Raw genomic sequence first — 17,970 nt, 5'->3', positions numbered from 1 at the left:
TCCGCCCTGACCGGCACCTCACCAACCCGAAAGCGCCGCGAGATCCGCGATCGCTACCCCGTTGAGCCAGAACGCGAGAGCCGCCACACCGAAACCCAGCCCGGCCATGACCGCGTCATGCAGCGGATCCCATGCCTGCATGCGCCGTGCCAGCCATACCACCACCGGATAGGCCACCACCATCGCCGCCCCGTAACTGAGCAGTGCCCCGAGCAATCCGCCCCATTCGAGGCCAAGTATCAGGGCGGCGATCATCACCGCCGCCTTGGCCAGCGTCAGCACGAAAAAGCGTTTGGAATCGCCCGCCGCAAGCGACGCCTGATCATAGGTCATCACGATAATTTGCGGGATTTGCATGGCGGCCATCACCACCACGACCGCCCCCGCCATCGCGTAGCGGTCGTCATACATGATCCCGATCAGCCAGACGCCGCAGACGGCGAACCCGGCGCTGAGCGTTATGAGGCCCGATGTGACCGCAAAGCGCATGCGCCGCAGCTTGGCGAAATTCGCGGCACTCTCGCCGGGGGGCAGTTCGCGGTAGATCGGAATCAGCATCCGCCAGGTGAACATATTGCCCAGAAGCATCGGGAAGGAGGCGAGGAAAAAGCCGATATTGTAGACGCCAAACATCTCGAAGCTGAGATATTTTCCCAGGATCAGCTTGTCGGCCTGATTGAACAGAAAGCCGCAGATCGTGCTGAGAAAGATCCATTGTCCGAAATTCACCAACTCGCGCAGGGCCGGGCGCTCCCAGTCAAAGCGGTTGTGCGCGCCGGGCAGGGCCAGCCAGTGCAGCGCGAGCGCGATGCCGGTGCTGATGACATTGGCGATGACCAGCGCCCAGACCGATTGCAGCCACCAAGCCAGCGCCACGCCTGCGACGATGCCGGTGATCTGCACGCCGAACTCGATCGAGGTCAAACGCCCCCACCTGAGGTGCCGCTTGGCGGTGTCGAGGGCCGTGGGGTTGAACCCCGCGATCAGCAGCGCGACCCCTGCAACCGGCAGCAATTGCAGGAGCAGCGGTTCGTCGTAAAACCACGCCAGCGGCCAGGCGAGCGCGCAGGCGGTGAGAAACAGTGCCACACCGCGCAGCACATGAATGGTCCATGCGGTGTTGAGAAAGGCCGGGTCGTCGCCGCGCTTGCTCTGCATGATGGCGGGGCTGACGCCCACGTCGGAGAATTGCATCAGCCCCTGAATGACCACGTTGACGATGGCCATGATGCCGAAGGCTTCGGGAAAGAGCAGCCGGGCAAGGATCAGGTTGGAGGCCAGCCGCAGGATCTGCGAGCCGCCGAATCCGGCCACGGTCAGCGCAGAAGAGCGCAGCGCCCGGGCCAGAAGCCCCTCGCCTGAAAAAGCCTGTCTTGCGGCGCGCATCGATCCTCTTTCGCGGTTTGTGGACGCTTGTCGCATCATGGCGGCGATTTCATGGCGCTTCCATTGAAATCGTGTGGTTTTCCGGGGAACGGGAGATCCTCGGGTCAGGCCCGAGGATGACGGGGTGTGGGTTCGAGTATGTCATCGCCCGGCTTGACCGGGCGATCTGCTGGCCGGGAGGTCCTCGGATCATGTCCGAGGATGGCGGTGGGTCAGCGACCGCGCGCCCAGCCGTTGCCCCGACGCAGGCGGGTGGCAAGGGCGACGGCGACGTAGGCGACAAAGCCGAGAGGCGCGCGCAGGCCCGCGCGCAGCACCCACCCGGCCCCCGAGGGGCGTGGGTCGTCATTGGTCGGGAGCACCGGGTAGAGCCGTCCGATCTCGGCCACGCCCGCATCCTGTCTGCGGCGGACACGCACCAGCGCGCCAAATCCCTCGACGATTGGCCAGTCATAGGGGGCGGGCACGGCGACACGCTCGGACGGGGTGAAATTGAGCCGGGCAAAGGTGTCGTCGGAGATGATCTCGGGCCACTCGCCCCACCGCGCGCGCGCCGGGCGGTTCATGGCAAAAAGCCCGCAGCCCGGCACGCCGTGGTGAAAGAACGGCACCTGTCGGTAAAACCGCGCATAGGTCCGGCTGAACATCGTTTCGGGTGTCGGGATCACCACGCGCCCGCTGGCATAGAGGGCGGCATCGCCGTCAAGCGCCTGCACCAGTTCGGCACAAAGCGCGGGCGAGACGATGACATCGGCGTCAAGATAGGCCAGCACCCGCCCGTGTGCCACCGCCTCGCCCGCGTTCAACGCGCCGGGCTTGCCACCTTCGGAACGTTCGAGAACCGACAGCCTCCAGCCACGGGCCGTGGCCGCGTCTGTGCAGGCGCGCGCCTCGGTGGCGGTCGCATCGGTGCAGCCATTGGCCACCACGATGGCCTCGGCCCCGTCGGGCACGGGATGCGAGGCAAAAAGCGCGCGCAGGCAGGCCCCGATCAGCCCCGCCTCGTTATGAGCGGGGATGATCACGCTGAGCGTCGGGTTTTCGGCGTCGGTCAACACAGGGTTTCCAGTTCGGAACATGGCCGCCCTACCGGTGGGGCGCGGCCTTGTGTTAAGCCTTAGCCGAAAACCCAACCCGCGCGGAACCCGAAATGCCCCAGGACACCCCCCAGACCTTGCCGCTTGGCTATCTCGTGCCGCAGTTTCCGGGGCAGACGCATATCTTTTTCTGGCGCGAACTGGCGGAGTTGGAGCGGTTGGGCATCACCCCCCACATCCTGAGCACGCGGCCGCCGCCCAAGGGGTTGATCTCGCATGACTGGTCGCGGGCGGCGATGGCGCGGACGACCTATCTGGGGCAGATGGATCTCGCGGCGGCACTGGCGGGAGCTTTGCGCGCGCCCTGGGGCGAGATTCTGCGCGAGGGCGAGGGACGCGCGTTCCTGCGCGATGTGGTGATCTGCCTTCCCGCCGCGCGGGCGCTGATCGCCACCTGCCGTGCGCGCGGCGTCGCCCATGTGCATGCCCATAGCTGTGGGCGCGCCGCGCTGATCTGCGCGCTGGCGCGACGCATGGGAGGGCCGAGTTACAGTTTGACGCTGCACGGGCCGATGTCGGATTACGGGCCCGGTCAGCGGTTCAAGTGGCGGCATGCGGCGTTTGCTACGATTATCACCCGCAAGCTGCAGGCCGAGGCCGAGGCGGTGCTGGGTGCGGACATGCCCGCCGACGTGGCGGTGCAGCCGATGGGGGTGGATACCGAGGATTTTCAGCGCGAGACGCCCTATGAACCGCCAGCACCCGGCGCGCCGCTGCGGCTTTTCGCCTGTGGGCGGCTCAACGTGGTGAAGGGGCACCAGGATCTGCTGTCGGCGCTGCGGATGCTGCTGGATCGGGGCATCGAGGTGCAGCTTGATATTGCGGGCGAGGATGACGCGGGTGGCGGCGGCTATCACCTGGAGTTGCAGCGACATCTTGAGGCGCTGGGGCTGCAAGGGCATGCGCGCCTCCTGGGGGCGATCAGCGCGCCGCAGGTCCGGGGGCACCTGCTGGCGGCAGACGTCTTCGTGCTGGCAAGCTGGCACGAGCCGCTCGGCGTGGCCTATATGGAAGCCATGGCCTGCGAGGTGCCCACCATCGGCACCGATGCGGGCGGCGTGCGCGAACTGATCACCCATGGCGAGACCGGGATGCTGGTGCCGCCGCGATCGCCCGAAGCGCTGGCCGATGCTATTGCCGCGCTGGCCGCCGACCCGGCCCTGTGCGCGCGGCTCTCGAAAGCGGGGCGCGCGCATGTGGTGGCCGGGTTCCGTGCATCGCTTGGCGCGGAGGCACTGATCGCAGGCATGCACCGAGGGTCGGTCTGACGGCAAGCTGTTTGCAAACAGCTTGTCACGCGTTTTTCAAAACGCGTACATGGGCTTTGCAAAGCCCTTGCCCCGTGGCGCGCGGATCGCTGTCGGACGGCAAGCTGTTTTGAAACAGCTTGCGACGCGGTTTGGAAACCGCGTCCAAGGGTTTTGCAAAACCCTTGGGGTCACAGTTACATCAGCTCGCCCAAGGGAATCTTCTGGCCGGGTGTCGCGGCGAATTCCACCGTTTCGATCTCGACGAGATAGACCGGGCCAGAGGAGCCCTGAAGCACCAGGCGCGGGCCGTTACGGGCGATGTCATAGTCGGCGCGTGCACCTGGGAGCACTGCCAGATCGCGGCCCGGACCGCCATGCAGGCGATCCGCGCCGCCCTGGCCGATCAGAACGTCGTCTCCCGCGCCGCCCAGCAGGATATCGGCCTTGGCCGTGCCGGTGAGGGTCGTGCCCTCGTCGCCTGCCTGTTGCGTGATGCCGTGCAGGAACGCCCTCGGCGCGCGCGGCTCGGCCCAGTCGGGCGGGGTGGCGTTGGCGGCCATCAGCACGCGCCAGCGGGGAGTGTCGTCGTTGAGATGGCGCAGCGCCCCCCAACTGCCCCATTTCGAGGCCGTGGCCACGTCGACGAACGCGTTGAAGGCGGTGCCGCCCGCCGCGTGCCAACCGGCGATCAGCTCTTCGTAGATGCGCCCCATCTGCGGGCTGTAGTTGAACCCGTTGAAAAAGCCCGTCAGCGTCTCATTCTCGACCGTGGCCCCGTGGCCGACCACATGCGTGCCGCCTTCATACATCATCAGTTGCAGGTCGTGCCGGGCTGCCAGATCGGCGTGATACGGAAAGATGTCGCGGAGCAACTCGCCAAGCGAGCCCTGCCGAAGCGCCTCGGCGGCGAGATCATAGGCGAGGTCGAATTCATGCGCCGCGAGGTAGGTGTCGGGATCGGCTCCGGTCTCGGCGGCCTTGGCCTGTGCGACCGCCCGGCTTGCAGCGATCCAGCCCAGCAGGGTATCGGCCATGTCCTCACTGCCCAGATCAAAGCCGAAATAGCCGGTGACCGCATAGCCGTCGAACTGCTCGACCGGGGGCGTGGACAGTTGACCGTTGTCCAGTGCGAGCGGGGCCTGCAGCATCGGCTCTTCCAGACCGGGCCAGCCGGTATGGGTGGACACGACAACCGACAGGCGGTCGTGCTGTCCCTCGTAGACCTCGCGCCAGATCCTCGCCATCTGTGCCGCGCGCAGCCCGGCATATTGCATCCATGCATCATCGCCCGCCGCATCGCCCCAAAGTGCCTCGGCGGCCTCGCGCACCCAGACGGCCTGCGGAAAGATGAAATTCCAGACTTCGTTGGAATATTCCACATGCGCCTTGAGGCCCGGATCGAGATGATCCCGCATATACTCGGCAAAGGCGCGCATATAGGCGTCATCTGCGGCATGGGGCATGTTGACCCAAGGGTCGGCCCCGATCCTATTGGCGAGGGCGACCATCACCTCGACCGGCGCGCCACGCCAGACATAGGTGGCATCGTCGGGCACCGGGCGGCCCTTCCAGGTGGTCTGGGTGGAGCCGTTGGCGAATTGCCAGTCCATGAAGCGCACCATCCGCAGATCGGCGATTTTCTCGATCCAGAGCGGATTGAACAGCGCGCCCACCTCGTGCAGCGCGACCTGGTCTTCGCGGATGATCGTGATATCGCGGATCGGGTTGTCGCGGGCTGTCTCGAGCAGGCGCAGGACTGCTGGGCCGTCGCCCGACTTAAAGTCGAAGCGGATTTCACGGGTGTCGTAATTATAGCGCACATTGTCCGCGCGTCCCGTGACGCGGATCACCCCCTCGCCCTCATAGCGCAGGAGGTAGCGGCCGTTCAGGTGCGTGGCCCCTGCGGGCTGATCGGTGAGGAAGAACGATTCCAGCGATTTCGCGCCATCGGGGAGCGCCACCGGATAGCCGGTCTCGCTCAGATAGCCGCCCGCGCGCAGCGCCTCGGTCGAGAACGCCCCCCACTCATCGGCGCTGTGCCCGATCCAGGGCCGTGCGGTTTTCATCACGTTGATGAAAGGATGCTGGCTCGACCAGTCGGCGATGCCGTTGAGGCCCATGGCAAGGCTTGGATTGGCGATACCGATGCCTGCGCGCGCCTCTTGCGTTGCCTGCGCGGTCGGGGTTGCTGCACGGTCATCCCGCAGCCCGAGGGCCTGGGCGATCTCGTCGGTGAGGCGGTCATACCGGTCATGCACGCCCGGATGGATGCCGTCTGGCACCGCGAAATCCGCCGGGGCGGGGGCCTCGAAGAGGGCGGTGTAAGTCACGAGCGCCGCGAGGAAATATTGCGTCGGCGTGCCATGCGGCGCGCTGTCGGAATAGAGCGCCTCGACGGGGATCTCCTCCAACAGGCCGGTTTGCAGCCCCGACAGCACCGAGGAGACGGGTGCGAGGGTGATATCGGTGTCGGGGCGGGCATCCTGCACCTGCGCGACATAGGTGCGGTACCAGTCGTGATAATCGCTCAGCGCGTAGCCGTGCCAGCGGCGCAGGTTGCGGTCAGACGGGGGGAAGCTGCGGCCATAGCCGCCCATGTCGGGCCAGCCCTCGTAGATCACGATGCGCGCGCCGGGCCATTTCTCTTGGGCGCGGTCGATGATCGCGAGCGTGGCGGAAAGCGGGCTGCTGCCATCGGGATTGTCGCCCTCATAGGGGGCATCGGGGGGCTGATACTGGATGAAATTGGCGGGGTTGATCATCACCGTGTCGATGCGCCCGCGCGGCGAGGACACGCCCTTGAAGGACCAGTTTGGAGCGGCCCCGTCGCGCACGAAATCGCGCAGAAAGCCCCATTGCCCGGAGAGCGCGAAGTCACGTCCAGAGGCCCGGGTCAGTTGGCCGAGCCAATAGGGCACGGTGGTGGTATCGCCATCCGCCTCGCTGAGGTGGTTGATCAGGCTGTTGCCAAAGACATGCACCCGCGCGCTGTCGCGGTCCGCGAGTGCAGGGGCGGCGGCAAACGCCGAGACAAAGACCAGCCAAACCAACCCGATCCGTTCCCACATGGCTCTGTCTCCCCTCGCGGCCTCATTGCCCCGTGAATATAGGGGGCTGGCCTTTGCATGGCTATGAGAAGGTGCCGGGGAACGTGCCGTGGCCGGCCGTTTTTGTGGGTCTGGGCAGGGGGGACTTGCCAAAAATGCCACATTCGCCCTGTCAAGCCCTTGGTTTTGCTGGACCTGACGCAAGTGCTTGGGTAGATTCGCATCAAACGGGGCGTGAATGATCCCGAACCTTGAGGCAGTATCAGATGTTTCCCGAGCGGTTTTCGAACCTTCCGGCCTATGCGTTTCCGCGCCTGCGGAGCCTGCTTGACGCCCATCAACCGGGCGGCGAGGTCGTGCATATGACGATCGGCGAGCCCAAGCACGAGTTTCCGCGCTGGATCGTTGATATCATTGCGCAAAATGCCGATGGTTTTGGCAATTATCCGGTCAATGAAGGCATGCCCGCGCTGCTGGAGGCGATCACCGATTGGGTCGCGCGGCGCTATGGCGTGACGCTTGATCCCGCGACCCGGGTGATGGCGCTCAACGGCACGCGCGAGGGGCTTTACAATGCGATGATGGCGCTTTGCCCCGAGACAAAGCGCGGCGGCAAACCCATCGTTCTGGTGCCGAACCCGTTTTATCAGGTCTACATGGTGGCAGCCCTCAGCGTGGCGGCGGAGCCGATGTTCCTCAACGCGACACAGGCCACCGGGCATCTGCCGGATTTCGACGCGGTGGCGCCCGACGTTCTGGACCGGGTGGGCGTGGTCTATCTGTGCTCGCCCTCGAACCCGCAGGGCGCAGTCGCGACGCGAGACTATTGGGCGCGCCTGATCCGGCTGGCCGAAAAACACGATTTCCGCATTTTTGCCGATGAGTGCTATTCCGAGATCTACCGCGACACCCCGCCCGTGGGTGTGTTGCAGGTGGCGCAGGAACTGGGTGCCGACCCCGAGCGGATCGTCGCCTTTCACAGCCTGTCGAAGCGGTCGAACCTGCCGGGGTTGCGCTCGGGCTTTGTCGCTGCGGGCCCCGAGAGCATCAAGGCGATGAAGCAGTTGCGCAATTATGCAGGCAGCCCGCTGCCGATGCCGCTGCAGCACGCGGCGGCGGCGGTCTGGGCCGATGAGGACCATGTGATCGAAAATCGCCGTCTCTACGGTGAAAAATACGAGATCGCGGATGAGATTCTCGGTAATCTGCCCGGCTATCACAGCCCCGAGGCGGGGTTTTTCCTGTGGTTGCCGGTCGCGGATGGTGAGGCGGCGACGCTGCAGCTCTGGCAGGAGACCGGCGTTCGGGTGCTGCCCGGGGCCTATCTTGGGCAGGAGGCCGGGGGCGAGAACCCCGGCAAAGGGTATATTCGGGCCGCGATGGTGGCCCCGAAGGACGAGATGGCGCACGGGCTGACCCGCCTGCGCGACTGTCTTTACGGATGATCGAGGACGAGGGACGAGATGGCATATCAGACACGTGGACGCGACCCATTGCTGGATAGCACGACGGCCGAGGCGATCGAAAAGCGCGGCAAGGAATTGCTGGGCCTCGTGCTGGTGGTCATCGCGCTGATGACGGCGGCGATGGTTGCCTCTTACAGCCCCGACGATCCCAGCTGGGTGAGTGCGACGGATGAACCGGTGCAGAACTGGATGGGGCGCGTCGGCGCGGCCATCGCCTCGCCGCTCTTCATGATCATCGGTTGGGGGGCCTGGGGTCTTGCGATCGTGCTGGGCGCATGGGGCGTGCGGTTCGCCCTGCATCTGGGCGAGGACCGCGCGACCGGACGGCTGATTTTCGCGCCGATCTGGCTGGCGGTGCTGTCGCTTTATGCCGCGACGCTGGCCCCCGGCGAGGCCTGGGCCGCAACGCATAGTTTTGGTCTCGGCGGGCTTTTTGGCGACACGATCCTTGGCACGTTCCTTGGTGTGCTGCCGGTGGCGGCGAGCCTCGGGTTGAAGTTGATGTCGGTTGTCATGGGCCTCTGCGTGCTGGTCTTCGGGGCCTTTGTTCTTGGCTTCACGCGGTTTGAACTGGGGCGGATCGCACGCTTTCTTCTGGTCGGCGTGATCGTGAGCTATTCTGGGCTGATGCGTCTATTGGGCCATGGGGCCGGGGGCATGGCGCAGGCCGGGCAGGCGGTGCAGGCCCGTATTGCCGAGCGCCGCGCGCGCCGCGCAGAGGCGGTGGTCTATGAGGAGGACGCGCCGGTCGCGGAGGCCCCGCGGGTGCGCCGCGCGGAGCCGGTTCTGGGTGCCGCCCCGCAAATGGCGGCGGCGGAAAAGCCCGGCGGGTTGCTGGCGCGCATGCCGATGCTGATGCGCCGTCCCGATCCGATGCCGGAGCCGGAACTCGTTGAATCCGAAAGCTATCATGGCGAGGCGGAGCAGCCCGCCGATGACCGGATCAAGGCACGCATCTCTGACGTGATCCGCGCCCGTGTGCGGCAGAACCCGGCGGTGCAGGCGGCCTCGGTCGCCCCGCTGACCAAGGGCCGGGGTCGTGGCCCCGATCCGCTGATCCTCAACACCGCGCCGCGCGAGGGCTTGCCGCCCGAGCCGCCGCTGACCGCGCGTCACGCCGAGACCGTGGCGCCTGCGCCCGTGGAGCAGGATCCGGTGATCGAACGCGATGACCTCTATGCCCCCGAGTCCGAGATGGACGATGAGATGGCGGCCTATCTGGCCGAGTCCGCGCCGCAGCCGCAGGCCGCCCCGCGCATCCCTGTGCCGGAACCGCGCAAGGTTGTGCAGCACACGCCCCGCAAGGCACCGCAGCCCTCGACCCGCGCCATCGCCGAAGCACAACCCGCGCTGCAATTCGAAGAGCCTGCGCTGCCCGAATACGAATTGCCGCCGCTGAGCCTGCTATCCGATCCGACGCGCATCGAGCGCCATCACCTGAGCGACGAGGCGCTGGAGGAAAACGCACGCATGCTGGAAAACGTGCTCGACGATTACGGCGTCAAGGGCGAGATCGTGAGCGTGCGCCCCGGCCCCGTCGTGACGATGTACGAACTGGAGCCCGCGCCGGGCCTCAAGGCCAGCCGCGTGATCGGGCTGGCCGATGATATCGCGCGCTCGATGTCGGCGCTTTCCGCCCGGGTGTCCACCGTGCCGGGGCGCAGCGTGATCGGGATCGAACTGCCCAATGACAATCGCGAGATGGTGGGCTTTCGCGAAATCCTGTCGAGCCGCGCCTATGGCGACGGCAATCAGCGCCTTCCGCTGGCGCTGGGCAAGGATATCGGCGGTGATCCCATGGTCGCCAACCTCGCCAAGATGCCGCACCTTCTGATCGCGGGTACCACCGGCTCGGGTAAATCTGTGGCGATCAACACGATGATCCTGAGCCTCTTGTACAAGCTGACGCCGGATGAGTGCCGCCTTATCATGATCGACCCCAAGATGCTGGAGTTGAGCGTCTATGACGGCATCCCGCATCTGCTGTCGCCCGTTGTGACCGACCCCAAGAAGGCCGTGGTCGCGCTCAAATGGGTGGTGGCCGAGATGGAGGACCGCTATCGCAAGATGTCCAAGATGGGCGTGCGCAATATCGACGGCTATAACGGCCGCGTCGAGGAGGCACTGAAGAAAGGCGAGCTGTTCAGCCGCACGGTGCAGACCGGCTTTGACGACGACACCGGCGAGCCGGTGTTCGAGACCGAGGAATTCGCACCCGAGAAGATGCCCTATATCGTCGTCATCGTCGATGAGATGGCTGACCTGATGATGGTCGCGGGCAAGGAGATCGAGGCCTGCATTCAACGTCTTGCACAGATGGCGCGGGCATCGGGCATTCACCTGATCATGGCGACGCAGCGCCCGTCGGTCGATGTGATCACCGGCACGATCAAGGCCAACTTCCCGACCCGGATCAGCTTTCAGGTGACATCCAAGATCGACAGCCGCACCATTCTGGGTGAAATGGGCGCCGAGCAGCTTCTGGGCATGGGCGACATGCTCTACATGGCGGGCGGCGGCAAGATCACCCGCTGTCACGGCCCCTTCGTGAGCGACGAGGAAGTCGAGGAGGTGGTGAGCCATCTCAAGGCCTACGGGCCGCCGGAATATGTGGGGTCTGTCCTGCAAGGCCCCGACGAGGACAAGGCCGACAGTATCGACGCGGTTCTGGGCCTCTCGACGGGTGGCAATACCGATGGCGAGGACGCGCTCTATGATCAGGCGGTCGCGATCGTGATCAAGGACCGCAAATGCTCCACCTCCTATATTCAGCGCAAGCTGGCGATCGGCTACAACAAGGCCGCGCGCCTCGTGGAGCAGATGGAGGATGAGGGCGTGGTGAGCGCCGCCAACCACGTCGGCAAGCGCGAGGTGCTGGTGCCGGAGCAGTAACCCCCGGGCCTGTCGTCACTCGGGTTTCCGATTGCGGCCTGAAAGACCTTCTGCTCTGCTTGGCATGTGCCGGTTCGGGCGTTAGTCACGCGACCGGCGCACGCAACCACCCCAAAAGGCGGAGACGGAAAGATGTCCGACACACCCACCCCCAACGACGCCGTCGCGGCGGGGGGCGAACCGCGTCTGATGGATTGCCCGAACTGGCTCTATCTCCTGCGCGAATTCGACTCGCTCTATCGTCATGGATCTGCGGGTGGCAGCGCGGCCATTCGAGGCCATCGCAAACGGGTGCGCGACAGGCTGTCCTCGGCCATGGCGCGCAACCCGGAAATGACTGAACGCGCCAGTCAGGCCAAGCCGGTGACGGCGCATCTCCCGCGTGCCCTCGACCTCGGCGAACGGGCCGCGATGCAGGGCATGGCGCGGGCGCTGCGCGAAGTGAAAGACCAACTGACATGGGAATACGGGTATGACCGGATTTCGAAGGCGCTGAGCCAGAAATATGCCTATTGCGAAATCCTCGGCCCGCAAGGCCCTGTGAAGTGCGACAGCCTGATCCTCGGGTTCGTGCTGTTTGCCCCGAATACCACCTATCCACAGCACAGCCACAACGAGATCGAGGAAAGCTATATCTCCGTGTCGGGGGCGTGGTCGGAAAACAATGCGGCGGTGTTCGCGCCCGGATCGCTGATCCTGAACCGCTCCGGTGATGAGCATCGCATCACCACGGGCGACCGGGACCCCTGCTTGCTCGCCTATGCTTGGACCGGCCCCGAGGCGCGTCTTGCCAAGCCAGGGATGAAACTGTCATCGACCCGCAAGAGCAAGCTGGCACCTTGAACGGGCCCCCTGCTATTGGATAACAGCATGCGTGATATTGCAGGTCGGGGCGCGGCCCCCCATGTTTCCAGCCAAGGCAGGAAGCACGATCCTGCGGAAAGGCTTGGGCAGACAGTATGAAATCTATGCGTATTCTAATAGTTCCCGTCCTGTGGGCGGCGATGGCCCTCCCGGCGGCGGCGGCGGAAAAGCTGTCGCTTGGGGAAATCTCATCCTATCTCAACCGGCTCAAGACCGCGCAGGGCGCGTTCACGCAAGTGAACGAGGATGGCACGATCAGCACCGGGCAGATATTGCTCAAGCGGCCGGGCCGGGTGCGGTTCGAATATGCCCCTCCCGAAGAGGCGCTGGTGGTGGCCGATGGCGACACGGTGGGCATCATTGATCCGCGCTCGAATGACGGGCCGGTGGGCTATCCGCTGCACCGCACGCCGCTCAAGATCATCCTCGCCAACAACGTGGATCTGACGCGCGAGCGGATGGTGGTGGGACACGCCAGCGACGGCACTTCGACCACGGTGCGCGCGCAGGATCCCGAACACCCCGAATATGGCAGTATCGACCTGGTCTTTACCGGCGATCCGGTCGAGTTGCGTCAATGGGTCATCCATGACGGCAGCGGCAGTCAGACCACGGTCATTCTGGGGGATCTGCAGACCGGGGTGCGGTTGCGTAACGAGCAGTTCGAGATTCCCGGCAAGCGACGGATGCGCGTGGACCCGTGATCCCGCCACAGTCTCAGAAGTCGATCGCAATCCCCTTTTTCTCCCAATCGCCGTAACGGACCGGCTCCAGCCCCTCGCGGCGACCGCCGAGTTCGGTGGGCAGGTCCGCGTCCTGCGCGGCCTTGCGGCGGGCCTCGGCCTCGGCCAGTGCGCGTTGCGCGGCGGGGGGCAGGTCGCGGGTCTCAGAGGTGTCGTCGGTGCTCATGGTCGGGCTTTCCTTGTGCGTGTGCCGCTGATATATCGCGCGCCTGCCGTCTCGCCAAGGATCCGCCCATGAAAAAAACCGCTCCCTCCGCCCGTTCCGCTGCCGTTTACCTGCTCGATCAGGTGCTGGGCGAAGGGCGGCTGATGTCCGAACTGGTGGCGGGTGGCGCGCTCGAGGCGTTGGCCCCGGCGGATCGGGCGCGCGCGCAACGGCTGGCGGCGGACACGCTGCGCGGCTTGGCGCGCGCCGATCGTCTGCTGTCGAAGCATCTGCGCAAACCGCCGCCCTTGCCGGTCTTTAATGTGTTGCGCGCAGGCACGGTGGAACTGGCGCAGGGCGGTGACGCGCACGGTGTGGTCAACGAGGCGGTGGCGATCATCGGGCGGCACCCCCGGCACAATCGCCTCAAGGGGCTGATCAACGCGGTGCTGCGCAAGATGGCCGAGGAGGCCCCGGCTAAATGGAACGACCTGCGCCAGCCCGGCCTGCCGCACTGGCTGCGTGAGCCTTTGGTGGAGGCGTGGGGCAAGGGTCCGGTCGCGGCGATGGAGCGCGCGCATTTCGAAGGTGCGCCGCTCGATCTGACGGTCAAGAGCGATGCCGAAGCCTGGGCCGCGCGGCTGGGCGGCATGGTGCTGCCCACCGGGTCCGTCCGTCTGCGCGAGGCGGGGCAGGTCTCGGCACTGCCGGGCTATGAAAGCGGCGACTGGTGGGTGCAGGATGCCGCCGCCGCCCTGCCGGTTCAGGTGCTCGATCCAAGGCCGGGCGAACGGGTGCTCGATCTCTGCGCCGCGCCCGGCGGAAAGACGTTGCAACTGGCAGCCAGAGGCGCGCAGGTGACCGCGCTCGACATATCCGAGCGGCGCATGGCCCGGGTGGCGGAAAATCTTGCGCGCACCGGGCTGACGGCCGAGTGCGTGGTGGGCGACGCGCTGGAGCATGCGGGGGTTTATGACGCCGTTCTGCTCGACGCACCCTGTTCGGCCACCGGCACGATTCGCCGCCATCCCGATCTGCCCTATGCCAAGGACGGCTCCGAGTTCGGCGCGCTGATCGGGATACAGGCGGCGATGATTGATCATGCCCTCGGGCTTTTGGCCCCCGGTGGACGGCTGGTTTTCTGCACGTGTTCGCTTTTGCCCGACGAGGGGGAATGTCAGGTCGAGGAAGCACTGGCGCGGCATGCGGGGCTGACGGCCGACCGCGCGGCGCTCGACCGGCCCGGCATCGCGCCGGAGTGGATCACCGAGGAGGGCGGGCTACGCTTGCGGCCTGATTATTGGCCGGATCTGGGCGGGATGGACGGGTTCTACATGGCGTGCTTGCAGAAAGGATAAGGCGCGGGGGTGGTTTTGGCCTGGCGCTGCCGTTGCCGCAAGCCGCGCATCGACGGGCCGCGGTGCGGCGATCCAACGCTTGTTCGGCAGAACTTTATCTCTGCCAAGTCAGGAAAACATCCACGCGATGCTTAGGTTGCAGCCAAATCGCCGTGCCGTCGGGGCGGCCCGTCGATGCGCGGCGGTCTTCGACCGCGTATCGCGCAGGTGCTTTGATCCAACGGCAGCAAGAGGCCCTTTCCACCCCTGACGCCACATGCTGACCCACCGGGACGCAATCAGGCGGTGACTTGACCGGATGGGCTGGCTATAGTGCACCCATCAACGCCGCAAGAAGCGTGTCGAGGCACATGTTCCACCTGCACCCCCTGTCAGAGCGCTGGTCGCGCGCGATGAACCGTATGGCCGCTCGGCGGGCGGCGATGAGCCGTCCGGCAACGGCGTTCATTTCGCAGCCCGAGCCGCGCAGCATCGGCTATCTGGCGCGCGGGCGGCAGCTATGTGCCGGAAATTTCGTCTTTGCGGGCAGCCTCGTGCAGGCCCCCCAGACCTCGATCTGGGATATCGAGCCGCCGGACGCGGCCTTCGCGGCCGAATTGCATGGCTTTGGCTGGCTCGATGACCTGGCCGCTGCGGGGGACGCGGCGGCGCGCGAGCGGGCGCAGGCCTGGCTTTGGGAATGGATCGCGCGCTACGGCAAGGGCACCGGGCCGGGATGGACGCCTGATCTGACAGGTCGGCGGCTGATCCGTTGGATATCACAGGCGCTGTTCTTGTTGCGCGGGCAACCGTCGGAGGCGTCTGCGCCGTTCTTTCGCTCTTTGGCGCAGCAGACGGCGTTCCTGTCACGGCGCTGGCAGGCGGCGGCCCCGGGGCTGCCCCGGTTCGAGGCGCTGACCGGGCTCATTTATGCGGGCGTGTCGCTGGAGGGGATGCAGGGTCTGACGGGGGCCGCGCGCGCCGCGCTCTCGCGGGAATGCGAACGGCAGATCGACGCGGCGGGTGGCATTCCGACGCGGAACCCCGAGGAGTTGCTGGAGGTGTTCACGCTGCTCACCTGGGCCGCCCTGGGGCTGAGCGATTCGGGGCAGTCGGCGGCGGAGGCGCATTGGCGCGCGGTGGAACGGATCGCGCCGACGCTGCGCACCCTGCGCCATGCCGATGGGGCGCTGGCACGATTTCATGGCGGGGGCAGGGGGCTTGACGGACGGCTCGACGGGGCGCTGGCCGCAAGTGGCGTCAAGACGCGCATGCCCGACGGTCTGGCCATGGGCTTTGCCCGTCTGAGTGCCGGGCGCACCAGCGTGATCGTGGATGCCGCCCCACCGCCCAAGGGCGCGGCCTCGGCGGGGGCGCATGCCTCGACGCTGGCCTTCGAGCTGACCTCCGGGCGGCGCCCGGTGATCGTCAACTGCGGTTCGGGCGCGAGTTTCGGCGCCGAGTGGCGGCGCGCGGGGCGCGCGACACCGTCGCATTCGGCGCTGGTGCTCGCCTCTGGATCGAGCGCGCGGCTGAGCAATGACGCGCGGCATCTGGACTGGCTGAGCGAAGCACCGGTCAATGTGCCCGCGACCCTCTCGAAACTGTCTGACGGGCTGCGTTTCGAGACGGCGCATGATGGGTATGTGCGCGGCCATGGCCTGACCCATGTTCGCAATCTCGACCTTTCGGCGGATGGCCGGGGGCTGGCGGGCGAGGATATGCTGCTCGCGGTGGCAGAAGCCGACAAGCGCCGTTTCGATCGCGCGCTCGACGGCACGCGGCTGAATGGCGTGCCCTATGATATCCGGTTTCACCTGCATCCCGAGGTCGACGCTTCGGTCGATATGGGGGGCACTGCGGTGTCGATCGCGCTGCGCAGTGGTGAAATCTGGATATTCCGCGCCGATGGCGAGGCCGCTTTGTCCTTGCAACCGAGCGTTTATCTTGAAAAGACGCGGCTCAAACCGCGTGCGACCAAACAGATCGTTCTCTCCGGTCGTGCGTTGGGATATGCGACCCGCATGAGATGGTCCCTGGCCAAGGCGCAGGATACCCCCGTCGGCATCAGGGATGTCCACGAGGAGGTGCTGGAACCGGAAGCCGAGGACTGAACCCGAGACCGCCAAGGCAGGACAGACACCCGATGACCGATTTCGCGCCCGTGACCCGCGCCCTCCTCTCCGTATCCGACAAGACCGGCCTGATCGAGCTGGGCCGCGCCCTCGCCGAGCGAGGGGTCGAACTGCTCTCGACCGGGGGCACCGCGCGCAGCTTGCGCGAGGCGGGGCTTGCCGTGCGCGACGTGGCCGAGGTGACCGGCTTTCCCGAGATGATGGACGGGCGCGTCAAGACACTGCATCCGATGGTGCATGGCGGTCTGCTGGCGCTGCGCGACAACGCCGATCACGTGGCGGCGATGGAGACGCATGGCATCGGCCCCATCGACCTGCTGGTGGTCAGTCTCTATCCGTTCGAGGACACCGTGGCGCGCGGTGGCGACTATGACGCCTGCGTCGAGAATATAGACATCGGCGGCCCGGCGATGATCCGCGCGGCGGCCAAGAACCATGCCTTTGTCAACGTGGTGGTCGATGTCGAGGATTACCCGGCCCTGCTGGCGGAACTTGACGCGCAGGACGGGCAGACGCGCTATGCGTTCCGGCAACGACTGGCGCAGGTGGCCTATGCGCGCACGGCGGCTTATGACGCGGCGGTCAGCAGCTGGATGGCGGATGCCATCAACGAGCCTGCCCCGCGTCGCCGCGCCGTGGCGGGCACGCTTGCGCAGACCTTGCGCTATGGTGAGAACCCGCATCAGGCGGCGGCGTTCTATGTGGATGGCTCGGACCGGCCCGGTGTCGCCACGGCGCGGCAGATGCAGGGCAAGGAACTGAGCTACAACAACATCAACGACACCGACGCGGCGTTTGAGCTGGTCAGCGAATTCGCCCCCGAGGACGGCCCCGCCTGCGCGATCATCAAACATGCCAATCCCTGCGGCGTGGCGCGTGGCGCGACGCTGCTTGAGGCCTACAAATCCGCTTTCGATTGCGACCGGACCAGCGCCTTTGGCGGGATCATCGCACTCAATCAGCCGCTCGATGGCGCCACGGCGGAAGAGATCGCGGGCATCTTCACCGAAGTGGTGATTGCGCCCGGGGCGAATGACGACGCGGTGAGTATTTTCGCCAAGAAGAAGAATCTGCGCCTTTTGTTGACCGAGGGTCTGGCTGATCCGGCGACTGCGGGGCGCATGATCAAACAGGTGGCGGGCGGCTATCTGGTGCAGGACAAGGATACGGGACGAATCAGCGCCGATGACCTGCGTGTCGTGACCAAACGCGCGCCGACGGATCGCGAGATGTCGGATATGCTCTTCGCCTGGAAAGTGGCGAAACACGTGAAATCCAACGCCATCGTCTACGTCAAGGACGGTGCCACGGTGGGTGTCGGGGCAGGCCAGATGAGCCGCGTCGACAGTTGCCGCATCGCCGCGCGCAAATCGCAGGACATGGCCGAGGCGCTGGGCCTCGCGGCGCCGCTCACGCAGGGCAGCGTCGTGGCCTCTGACGCGTTCTTTCCCTTTGCCGACGGGCTGCTGACGGCGGCAGAGGCGGGGGCGACGGCGGTCATTCATCCCGGCGGCTCGATGCGCGATGACGAGGTGATCGCGGCGGCGGACGAGGCAGGGCTGGCGATGGTGCTGACCGGCATGCGCCATTTCCGGCACTGAGCGTGCG

The 17,970-nt window shown here is 66.1% G+C and carries 12 protein-coding genes; 8 read left to right on the top strand and 4 right to left on the bottom strand.

The features are described from left to right. Positions 1–18: 18 nt before the first annotated feature. A complete protein-coding gene (locus tag PVU19_RS13045) occupies positions 19–1,386 on the bottom strand; it encodes an oligosaccharide flippase family protein (RefSeq protein ID WP_050662467.1) in 1,368 nt (455 codons plus the stop codon). Positions 1,387–1,598: 212 nt separating this feature from the next. Further along, a complete protein-coding gene (locus PVU19_RS13040) occupies positions 1,599–2,444 on the bottom strand; it encodes a glycosyltransferase family 2 protein (protein ID WP_274789919.1) in 846 nt (281 codons plus the stop codon). A gap of 92 nt (positions 2,445–2,536) precedes the next feature. Here PVU19_RS13040 and epsE point away from each other — a divergent pair, with 92 nt between their 5' ends. Then, entirely contained in the window at positions 2,537–3,751 is a 1,215-nt protein-coding gene (epsE, locus tag PVU19_RS13035; RefSeq protein WP_050662469.1) for an exopolysaccharide biosynthesis GT4 family glycosyltransferase EpsE, read from the top strand. A 176-nt stretch (positions 3,752–3,927) separates the two neighbouring features. Here the strand turns inward: epsE and PVU19_RS13030 are convergent, their stop codons facing one another. Next, positions 3,928–6,801, bottom strand: a complete 2,874-nt coding sequence (locus tag PVU19_RS13030; protein ID WP_050662470.1) for a calcium-binding protein — start codon at positions 6,799–6,801, stop codon at positions 3,928–3,930. A gap of 245 nt (positions 6,802–7,046) precedes the next feature. Between PVU19_RS13030 and PVU19_RS13025 the strand changes: the two genes are divergently transcribed. The 4 genes from PVU19_RS13025 (at position 7,047) to PVU19_RS13010 (ending at position 12,706) form a co-directional block, all read left to right on the top strand. Beyond that, entirely contained in the window at positions 7,047–8,225 is a 1,179-nt protein-coding gene (locus PVU19_RS13025) for an aminotransferase class I/II-fold pyridoxal phosphate-dependent enzyme (protein WP_050662471.1), read from the top strand. Between the two features lie 18 nt (positions 8,226–8,243). After that, on the top strand, positions 8,244–11,138 hold the full coding sequence (locus PVU19_RS13020; RefSeq protein ID WP_050662472.1) for a DNA translocase FtsK: 2,895 nt from the start codon (positions 8,244–8,246) through the stop codon (positions 11,136–11,138). A gap of 132 nt (positions 11,139–11,270) precedes the next feature. Further along, on the top strand, positions 11,271–11,981 hold the full coding sequence (locus tag PVU19_RS13015; RefSeq protein WP_050662473.1) for a dimethylsulfonioproprionate lyase family protein: 711 nt from the start codon (positions 11,271–11,273) through the stop codon (positions 11,979–11,981). A 116-nt stretch (positions 11,982–12,097) separates the two neighbouring features. After that, a complete protein-coding gene (locus tag PVU19_RS13010; protein WP_050662474.1) occupies positions 12,098–12,706 on the top strand; it encodes a LolA family protein in 609 nt (202 codons plus the stop codon). Between the two features lie 13 nt (positions 12,707–12,719). On the opposite strand, the gene PVU19_RS13005 is transcribed toward PVU19_RS13010, so the two are convergent. Beyond that, positions 12,720–12,911 carry a DUF1674 domain-containing protein gene (locus PVU19_RS13005; RefSeq protein ID WP_050662475.1) on the bottom strand — a complete coding sequence of 64 codons (192 nt, stop codon included), beginning with the start codon at positions 12,909–12,911 and terminating at the stop codon, positions 12,720–12,722. A 68-nt stretch (positions 12,912–12,979) separates the two neighbouring features. On the opposite strand from PVU19_RS13005, the gene PVU19_RS13000 reads away from it, so the two are divergent. The 3 genes from PVU19_RS13000 (at position 12,980) to purH (ending at position 17,963) form a co-directional block, all read left to right on the top strand. Continuing rightward, a complete protein-coding gene (locus PVU19_RS13000; protein ID WP_050662476.1) occupies positions 12,980–14,248 on the top strand; it encodes an RsmB/NOP family class I SAM-dependent RNA methyltransferase in 1,269 nt (422 codons plus the stop codon). A gap of 350 nt (positions 14,249–14,598) precedes the next feature. Continuing rightward, the gene (locus tag PVU19_RS12995; RefSeq protein WP_050662477.1) at positions 14,599–16,341 is read left to right on the top strand and encodes a heparinase II/III family protein; all 1,743 of its coding nucleotides are present in this window, start codon (positions 14,599–14,601) and stop codon (positions 16,339–16,341) included. A gap of 32 nt (positions 16,342–16,373) precedes the next feature. Then, positions 16,374–17,963, top strand: a complete 1,590-nt coding sequence (gene purH, locus PVU19_RS12990) for a bifunctional phosphoribosylaminoimidazolecarboxamide formyltransferase/IMP cyclohydrolase (protein WP_050662478.1) — start codon at positions 16,374–16,376, stop codon at positions 17,961–17,963. The last annotated feature ends 7 nt before the right edge of the window (positions 17,964–17,970 follow it).

This window comes from Roseovarius tolerans (genome assembly GCF_028885395.1).
GTDB lineage: Bacteria > Pseudomonadota > Alphaproteobacteria > Rhodobacterales > Rhodobacteraceae > Roseovarius > Roseovarius tolerans.
The sequence above is the reverse complement of the archived record's forward strand: the minus strand, read 5'-3'. Positions and strand labels throughout refer to the sequence as shown.

Coding starts and splice junctions, on each gene's coding strand:
- PVU19_RS13025 (WP_050662471.1), top strand. CDS start 7,047: ATGTTTCCCGAGCGGTTTTCGAACCTTCCGGCCTATGCGTTTCCGCGC.
- PVU19_RS13005 (WP_050662475.1), bottom strand. CDS start 12,911: ATGAGCACCGACGACACCTCTGAGACCCGCGACCTGCCCCCCGCCGCG.
- PVU19_RS13030 (WP_050662470.1), bottom strand. CDS start 6,801: ATGTGGGAACGGATCGGGTTGGTTTGGCTGGTCTTTGTCTCGGCGTTT.
- epsE (WP_050662469.1), top strand. CDS start 2,537: ATGCCCCAGGACACCCCCCAGACCTTGCCGCTTGGCTATCTCGTGCCG.
- PVU19_RS13015 (WP_050662473.1), top strand. CDS start 11,271: ATGTCCGACACACCCACCCCCAACGACGCCGTCGCGGCGGGGGGCGAA.
- PVU19_RS13020 (WP_050662472.1), top strand. CDS start 8,244: ATGGCATATCAGACACGTGGACGCGACCCATTGCTGGATAGCACGACG.
- PVU19_RS13000 (WP_050662476.1), top strand. CDS start 12,980: ATGAAAAAAACCGCTCCCTCCGCCCGTTCCGCTGCCGTTTACCTGCTC.
- PVU19_RS13010 (WP_050662474.1), top strand. CDS start 12,098: ATGAAATCTATGCGTATTCTAATAGTTCCCGTCCTGTGGGCGGCGATG.
- PVU19_RS12995 (WP_050662477.1), top strand. CDS start 14,599: ATGTTCCACCTGCACCCCCTGTCAGAGCGCTGGTCGCGCGCGATGAAC.
- purH (WP_050662478.1), top strand. CDS start 16,374: ATGACCGATTTCGCGCCCGTGACCCGCGCCCTCCTCTCCGTATCCGAC.
- PVU19_RS13045 (WP_050662467.1), bottom strand. CDS start 1,386: ATGCGCGCCGCAAGACAGGCTTTTTCAGGCGAGGGGCTTCTGGCCCGG.